This is a genomic window from Vicinamibacteria bacterium (assembly GCA_035620555.1).
In the GTDB taxonomy this organism is placed as follows: Bacteria; Acidobacteriota; Vicinamibacteria; order Marinacidobacterales; family SMYC01; genus DASPGQ01.
In genome coordinates, this window is sequence record DASPGQ010000089.1 from 1 (window position 1) to 7,470 (window position 7,470).

The following is a 7,470-nucleotide window of genomic DNA, read 5'->3' on the forward strand; positions in this document are numbered from 1 at the left end:
GGCTGCCGGAGCGGGCCCCGTCCCGTTGACGAAGACGACCCGGTCTTCTTCGGCCAAATAGGCGAGAAGGAATCCATCTCCTCCAATGCCAGCCTGGTGCTGCTCGACGACGCCCGTCATGTAGAAGACGGCGACAGCAGCGTCGATGGCGTTGCCGCCCGCTTCCAGAACCTTCATGCCCGCCATTGCTTCGAGCGGGTGCTCGGCGGCCACCATGCCCTGTGTCCCCATGACCACCGGGCGCCAAAAGGGCCGTTCGGGGGAAGCCGCTGTTACGAGAGACGTCGCGAACACCACAGTCAGGAGAAGTCGGACCGTGCTCATTTCCCCTCCTATTCAGCCCAGGATGATACGTATCCTCATGCCATCAGTCGAGGAAGCGGTGCGATTCGTCAGATCCCGGAAGCTGGCAGGCGTCGAGTTTCCCGAACCACCGGTAGCGGTTTCGCGCGATGACGCCATAAATGCCGTCCCGGATCGCTCTCGGGATCCACCTGAGCCAAGACAGGGCACGCCAGATTCCCCCGAGGTCTCGAAGAATCATCAGAGCGGCGTCGGACCTCTCGTAGACCATTTCGTTTTCGGTGTCGACCTCTCGTGCATAGAGGACGGTTGCGAGTGAGCGATCGGCCTTCGGGTGTCGAGCCAGTATCTGGCGGGCCGTCTCCCCTTGAAGGGGAGCGAAGCTCAAGACTTCGCCATCGTCCTTGGCCAGGAGGAATCGCATCGACCGGTCGCAGAGAACGCAGACTCCATCGAAGAGCACCACGTTGCGTCGACGGCCGTTGTGCGTCGCTGGCAAGGACGTCTCGAGTGCGCCGCTCAGGTCGGCTCGACCACGCCGATGTAAGGCAAAGTGCGGAATTGGTCGGCGTAATCGAGCCCGTATCCCACCACCCATCGGTCGGGGATGGTGAAGCCGAGGTAGTCGACCTCGCTCGGTACCTGAAGGCGGTCGGGTTTCTGAAGCAGGGCGCAGGTCTTGAGGGATGCGGGCCTTCTCGCGCGGAGAGTCTGCCGTAGATACTCCAGGGTGTAGCCCGTATCCACGATGTCCTCGACGATGAGGACGTGCTGGCCCTCGATGGGTGTGCGGACGTCCATTACGAGCCGGACCGCGCCTCCGGTCGTGGACTCGTCCTCGTAGCTCGAGATCGCGATGAAATCGACGCGCCGCGGAACCGTCAGCCGTCGCGACAGGTCGGCGAGAAAGATGAACGCACCACGAAGGACGCCGATGAGATAGAGCTCGGGCGTGTCGGCATAATCGGCGCTGATGCGCCGGGCGATCTCCTCGACGCGAGCCTTGAGGTCGGCCTCGCTGATGAGGATTTCTGGGTCCCCGGTTTTCACGTCTAAATCCTACCTCATCGCGTGATGGGGGCGGGCGCAAGTCGGCACCCATGGGACAAAGCGCCCCGACCTGCGGCAAGGATGGAGCAAGGGGTGCTCCGCCTGTCCGCCGTGCCGAAGCCTCGGCGACCGCTCTGCCTGTCCCGGGACCAGGGCAATAAGAGAACCTCAGGCGGTTGGCCTATACAGATGATCCGTATAAAATGTACGTGTAACAAGTATCGGAGGCGGACGTGGCAGCAACTCTCAAGAAGAAGACCTATAACCTCGACGCTCAGATCATCGAACGGGTTCGGCGGCTTCTGCACGCGAAGACGGAAACCGAAGCCATCCAAAAGGCTCTGCAGAAGACGATCGACGACTCCGAGATCGAGGAGGCCCTGGAGAAGATGCTTGCCGAAGGTCGTTTTCGACCGACCTATCGATGAAGGTCCTCATCGACACCAGCATTTATGTCGGCGCCGTCCGCTCTGCGGAAGAGAGATCTCGCTTTCAGGCGACTTTTTTCCCGCTCATTCCCATCACGTATCTGTCCGCCGTCGTGGCGTACGAGCTATACGTGAACGCGCGTGACCGCACAACCCGGCGACTCGTGGAGCGGTTCACCAAGCCCATGGAGCGGACCGGACGCGTCGCCTCACCCTTGTTCACGGATTGGATCGCGGCAGCGCGGATCGTCTCCACGATTCAGGAGGAAGACCGAGCATTCAAGAGCAAGCTTCCAAGGTTGCTCAACGATATCTTGATTGCCCTCTCGGCTCGACGGATCGGAGCAACTCTCTTTACCCACAATGCGCAGGACTTCCGGCTCATCTCGCGACACCTCGATTACTCACTCAGTGTCGTCGAGTGAGTCTATGCCCAAGTGGCAAATCGTGGTGCACGTTACATTGGGGCTAGCAGATCGCGCGCACGCACCTCTCGAGGAGCCGTGAGAGATGTTGCGCGAATTGGTCCCAGCAGCGGCTCGAGATGAGGGTCTCGGCCTTCATTCGTGCTGGAGCGCCACCACGGGATCTACCTTCGTCGCCCGTCGTGCCGGTATATAGGCGGCGAGGACGCTCACTCCGCCGAGAAGGAGCGCAACCCCGGACAGCGTGCTGGGATCCCTAGGGCTCATTCCGTAAAGGAGGTGGGACAGAAATCCGGCCAGAAAAACGCACGCGACAGCGCCGAGTGCAATCCCCGACCCCGCGAGTATGAGACCATCGCGCAGGACGAGGCTCATCACGCTCCGCCTCTCCGCTCCGAGTGCGAGCCGGAGCCCGAGCTCTCTCGTGCGCAGGCTGACCGCATAGGAGAGAACGCCCCCCAGTCCGACGGCGGCGAGCAGAACGGTGAGGCCGGCGAAGAGGGTGAAGAGCCCGAGGGGCAGTTTTCGCGAGTCCACTGAGCCGGAGACGATCTCCTCGCCCGTCGAGATTCGAGCGAGGACCATCTCCCGATCGATGGCTCGCACGGTTTCCCGAAGCACGGGAAGCGCGGCGAGAGGTTCGCCGGCCGTTCGTGTCACGATGACGGCGAGGTGATACGGGTTCTGCAGCTGAGGCCAGAACATTTCCGGCTCGGGCTTCTGATCCAGGCCGCTCTGTCTCACGTTTCCGACCACGCCGACGACGGTTCGATGCGGTTCCTGTCCCACACCAATGCGCGCCCCGAGAGGATCCCGTCCTGGCCAGAAGCGGTCGGCCATGGCCTGGTTCACGATCGCGACCGGGGATGCTTCGATCCCGTCGGCAACGGTGAAGTCCCGGCCGCGAAGCAGCGGAATACCCATGGTTTGGAAGTAGTCCGGGCTCACGAGGTTGAAATTCGCGTTCAGTCCCTGACCCGGCGGGCGTGGAGGATCGCCGACGATGAAGAAGTACCGGCCCCCCGACGGACCTTGAAGTGGAAGAGCGGTCACCGTCGCCGCAGAAATGACATCGGGAGAGGCGGAAAGGCGATCCTGGAGCTCGCGGAAAAAGATGGCACGCGACTCGGGGCTCGGATAGCGGGCCTCCGGAAGAGAGACGCCTGCGGTCAGAAGGCTCTCGTGATGGAAGCCGGGCTCGACGTCGAGGAGGCGAACGACGCTGCGTGCCAGGAGCGCCGAGCCCGTTGCGAGGATGAGCGCGACGGCCACCTGGGTTACAACGAGCGCCTGACGAAGCCGGCGGCCTCGGGGCAAGAAGCCCCTTGCGGTCAGATTCGACATCGGCGCTGCCTGCGACGAGCCCTGGAGAGCCGGCGCGATCCCGAAGAAGACTCCGCTCGAGAGCGACGTGACGAGCGTGAAGGCCATGACCGCTCCGTCGAGACCGATCTCTCCCGCGCGTGGAAGGACCGTGGGTGGAAGTCCGCGCAAAGCGTCGATGCTCCACACCGCCAGGAGCGTTCCCATGAGACCGCCTCCCAGCGCGAGGAGTAGGCTCTCGGTGAGGAGCTGTCGAACGAGCCTCGTGCGCCGGGCACCGAGCGACACTCGAAGGGCCATCTCTCGGCTCCGCCCGGTGGCCCTGGCGAGCAGAAGGTTGGCTACGTTCGTGCAGGCAACGATCAGAAGCAGGGCCACTGCAACCGAGAGGATTCGCAAAGCGGGCCGGACGTCTCCCACCAACTCGTCCTTGAGCGAACGGACGCTCGCGCCGTGACCGCGGTTGACGGCGTGCTCCTTTTCGAGCGTTGCCGCAAGCGCTTCCATTCGCTCTCCCGCTTCGAGCAGGGAGACGCCGGGACGCAAACGGGCGATGACCCGGAGAGTGTGGAGCGCACGCACCTGGCGTTCTGCTCGGTCGAGCCCAAGGGGAATCCAGAGCTCCGTCGCTGAACGAGGAAAGGAGAGGGAGGGAGAGAGAACTCCTACCACACGGCGCGGAATCCCGTCGACGACGAGCGTGCGCCCCACGGCGGAAGAATCGGAGCCGAAGAGTCGACGAAAGATTCCATCGTCGAGCACTACGACCGGAGGGGCTCCGGGCTCGTCGTCCCGCTCGTCGAAGAGCCGACCGTAAGCCGCGGGAGCGCCCAAGACCCTGAAGAAGTCCGCCGATACCGCGGCGCCTTCCACCTGGATCGGTTCCCCTTCGCCACTCACCCCAACGCTTCTCGGGACGTAGGCCGCCATCGACTCGAAGACCTCGTTGAGGGAAGCCCAATCGAAGAAATCGGCGGGTGAGACGGGATTTCGTTCGCGGCCGAGCTGGGGACGTGTCTCCCAGACCTGAACGAGACCAGCCGAATCCGGGTACGGCAGAGGGCGCAGGAGCACGCCATTGACGACGGAAAAAAGCGAGGTCGAAAGTGCGATCCCGAGCGCGAGCGTGGCGAGGACGGCAGCCGAGAGGCCGTGGTTTCGGAGCAGCGACCGGGCGCCGAATCGAATGTCTTGCCAGAGCCCGGTCATATTCAGCTGTCGCTGCAACTCCGATGCCATGCGTTCGCGCGCGCCGTTTCAGGTCAGTCGGCGCGGCCGTGTCTCTCCCTGGGAAGCCGCCGTCCGAACGCGGGACACTCGGGTCGGCAGGCATTAACGAAAAAGCTCGATGCGGGTATGCTCTGACCATGAAAGTCATAGCCGATCTCTGCATCGTGCCCCTGGGGGTGGGAACTTCGGTCTCCAAGTACATTGCCGCATGTCAGCGGGTGCTGAGCGGGCCCGGGCTCGAGATTCGCATGCACGCTTACGGCACGAACATCGAGGGCGAATGGGACGCCGTCTTCGACGCTATCAAGCGATGCCACGAGGTGGTCCACGAGATGGGCGCCCCGCGCATCCACACGAACATCAAATGCGGCACGAGAACGGACCGGGAGCAGACCATGGCGGAGAAGATCGAAAGCGTTCGCGCGAAGCTTTCGGATGGGGGCTAGCGAGGGCGTTGCTCGCGGACGCGGATTCGGTTCTGGACCGAGCGGACGCCGAACGTGTTCAATACCAGGCCCTCGGCGACCATCCTCTGCAATACTTCGTCGACCACGCCGGTGAGAACCACTCCCTGGGCTTCGACGAGGATATGTATCGGCGGGTTCCTCTGTCCGGCGTATTCGGAGAACAAAGGGTTCTCGTATATTTGCTGGAACAGCTTCTCGCGCAATTTCTGGTCCGCGCTCGAGTTGGGAAGCACCCGCATCTTGTTATCGATCGCAACGACGCCCGGGAGGCCCGCGATCCTCTGCTCCAACTCGTCCTTCTTCTCGATCTCGGTCACGACTCCGGAAAGCGTCACGATCCCTCGATCGAATCCGAACTGGATGTTGTCGAAGACCGTGTAGCCGGGATACGTGATGATCTGGTGAATGATCTCCCTCGCCACGAGCGTGGAGTCCACTTCGTCGGGCGCGTCTAGCTTTGGTTCCGGCGGTTCTGGGGGTAAGGAAGGTTCTTCCCGGGTCTCGAGGGGAACGGGGGGAATCTCCTCGTCGGCGGCCGTGGGGTTCAACTCGGCGACGGTTGCTGTGTCGCTCGTCAGGTCTTCGGTCGCCGCCTCGCTCGCGGTGTTGGCATCCGCCGACGTGACCACGATCTCGTCGACCACCGACGCGACTCCGCTCACGTTCTTCGTGACCGACACGATTTTCTCCCGCGTCTCGTCGTTCGGCACTTCCCCCCGCAAAGTAGCGACCCGGTCTTCCACCAGAACGGTGGCAATCCCCCCGTCGAGCCCGTACTGCATCAAGAACGACCAGATTTCCTCCTCGACTTCGGGCGTCTTGCCGAAGAGCAGACGAAGCTCGGTGTCGACGGACTCGACTTCCGAGACGCGAAAGACCGCTTGGATGGCGCGGAGCTTCTCCCTGGCATCTCTGACCTCGCCGCTGAGCGTGACCGCCCCGCCCTGTGTCGTTACCCGCACCTTGTCGGAATCGAACCCAGCCTCTTCCAGCACCTTGCGAACGACTTGTTGCAGCCGGTCATCGCTCGGTTGTGTCGGGGACAGCAGAAGGATGAGAAGAGCCAGGGTCCGCATCTGCCGTCATCTTAGTCCCATTCGGATTCGACGATCGAGTGGCCGAACGTCTGGACCCAGCAGGGATCCGGGTCGTATACACTTGGAAACGGGTAACGATGTGAACTTGGCGGCGATGACGTTGCTTGCGGCATTTCGTTTCGCCGACGTCGCGGCCTCGTTCGGACTTTGGGTGCGTAACGTATCCGGGTCCGAGGAGAAGAGTTACATCATCGAGAGCACAGGTTCTGGGGGCTGTTTTCTCGACTTCGACCACGACGGCGACATCGATCTCTACGTCGTGAACGGCGGTCGATTCGACGAGCCAGGAGCTCCGGACGTCCTCTATCGGAACGAGGACGGCCGGCGATTCGTCGACGTGACCGACTGGGCGGGAATTCGAGACGAGGCATGGGGCGGCGGCTGTGCCGTGGGCGACGTGGACAACGACGGCGACCCCGACCTCTACGTGGCGAACTTCGGCCGAAACCGGCTCTACCTCAACCGCGGAGATGGAACGTTCGTCGAGTACGGCGGTATCGACGACGCCGACGCAGTCAGCTCGAGCGCCGCGTTCTCCGATCTCGATCTCGACGGAAGTCTCGATCTCGTCGTGGGGACGTACCTCAGCTTCGACCGCAAGTCCATCGCTCCCGCTAGCGAGGGCAAGTGCCTGTACCGGGGTATCCCGGTCTATTGCGGACCCGACGGCCTCGCCGGTGCTTCGAATCAGCTGTACCGGAACCTCGGGGACGCCACGTTCGAGAACGTGACCGAGACCTCGGGCGCACGACGGGACGACGTGAAGACGCTCGGCCTCGTTCTCTCCGATCTCGACGGAGACGGCCTGGTCGATATCTATGCCGCCTGCGATTCGACGATCAATCTCTTCTTGCGAAACCTCGGCGGCATGCGTTTCGAGGACGTCTCGCTCCTATCGGGGGCGGGCTACAGCGGCAAGGGGTTCGAGCAGTCAGGAATGGGAGTCGCCGCCGGCGATCCCGACGGAGACGGAGACCTCGACCTGTTCGTCACCAACTTCCAGAACGACACGAATACGTTCTACCGGAACCTCGGTGGCGGAGAGTTCGAGGACGTGACCGATCGTATCGGCCTCGGAGCCCCCAGCATGAATTACCTCTCATGGGGCACTCACTTCGCCGATTTCGACAACGACGGTGATGAGGAT

9 protein-coding genes are annotated in these 7,470 nt (G+C 62.8%); 4 read left to right on the forward strand and 5 right to left on the reverse strand.

Annotated features, from left to right (window positions below; translation table 11 throughout):
• From VEK15_03570 to hpt, 3 genes are all read right to left on the reverse strand, one after another.
• Window positions 1–324: gamma-glutamyltransferase (locus tag VEK15_03570; GenBank protein HXV59747.1), on the reverse strand; the 324-nt coding region annotated here is incomplete at its 3' end.
• Between the two features lie 43 nt (window positions 325–367).
• Window positions 368–802: a DCC1-like thiol-disulfide oxidoreductase family protein gene (locus tag VEK15_03575; GenBank protein HXV59748.1), complete on the reverse strand. Its 435-nt coding sequence runs from the start codon at window positions 800–802 to the stop codon at window positions 368–370.
• Between the two features lie 20 nt (window positions 803–822).
• A complete protein-coding gene (gene hpt, locus VEK15_03580; protein HXV59749.1) occupies window positions 823–1,353 on the reverse strand; it encodes a hypoxanthine phosphoribosyltransferase in 531 nt (176 codons plus the stop codon).
• A gap of 233 nt (window positions 1,354–1,586) precedes the next feature.
• On the opposite strand from hpt, the gene VEK15_03585 reads away from it, so the two are divergent.
• Window positions 1,587–1,781 carry a hypothetical protein gene (locus tag VEK15_03585; protein HXV59750.1) on the forward strand — a complete coding sequence of 65 codons (195 nt, stop codon included), beginning with the start codon at window positions 1,587–1,589 and terminating at the stop codon, window positions 1,779–1,781.
• A complete protein-coding gene (locus VEK15_03590) occupies window positions 1,778–2,206 on the forward strand; it encodes a type II toxin-antitoxin system VapC family toxin (GenBank protein ID HXV59751.1) in 429 nt (142 codons plus the stop codon). Before VEK15_03585 ends, VEK15_03590 begins: the two co-directional genes overlap by 4 nt.
• Before the next feature lie 135 nt (window positions 2,207–2,341).
• On the opposite strand, the gene VEK15_03595 is transcribed toward VEK15_03590, so the two are convergent.
• A complete protein-coding gene (locus tag VEK15_03595) occupies window positions 2,342–4,768 on the reverse strand; it encodes an ABC transporter permease (protein HXV59752.1) in 2,427 nt (808 codons plus the stop codon).
• Between the two features lie 128 nt (window positions 4,769–4,896).
• Between VEK15_03595 and VEK15_03600 the strand changes: the two genes are divergently transcribed.
• Entirely contained in the window at window positions 4,897–5,205 is a 309-nt protein-coding gene (locus VEK15_03600) for an MTH1187 family thiamine-binding protein (protein HXV59753.1), read from the forward strand.
• On the opposite strand, the gene VEK15_03605 is transcribed toward VEK15_03600, so the two are convergent.
• A complete protein-coding gene (locus VEK15_03605; GenBank protein HXV59754.1) occupies window positions 5,202–6,302 on the reverse strand; it encodes a BON domain-containing protein in 1,101 nt (366 codons plus the stop codon). The genes VEK15_03600 and VEK15_03605 overlap by 4 nt on opposite strands.
• 115 nt (window positions 6,303–6,417) lie before the next feature.
• On the opposite strand from VEK15_03605, the gene VEK15_03610 reads away from it, so the two are divergent.
• The coding region (locus VEK15_03610; GenBank protein ID HXV59755.1) for a VCBS repeat-containing protein at window positions 6,418–7,470 on the forward strand (1,053 nt) is incomplete at its 3' end.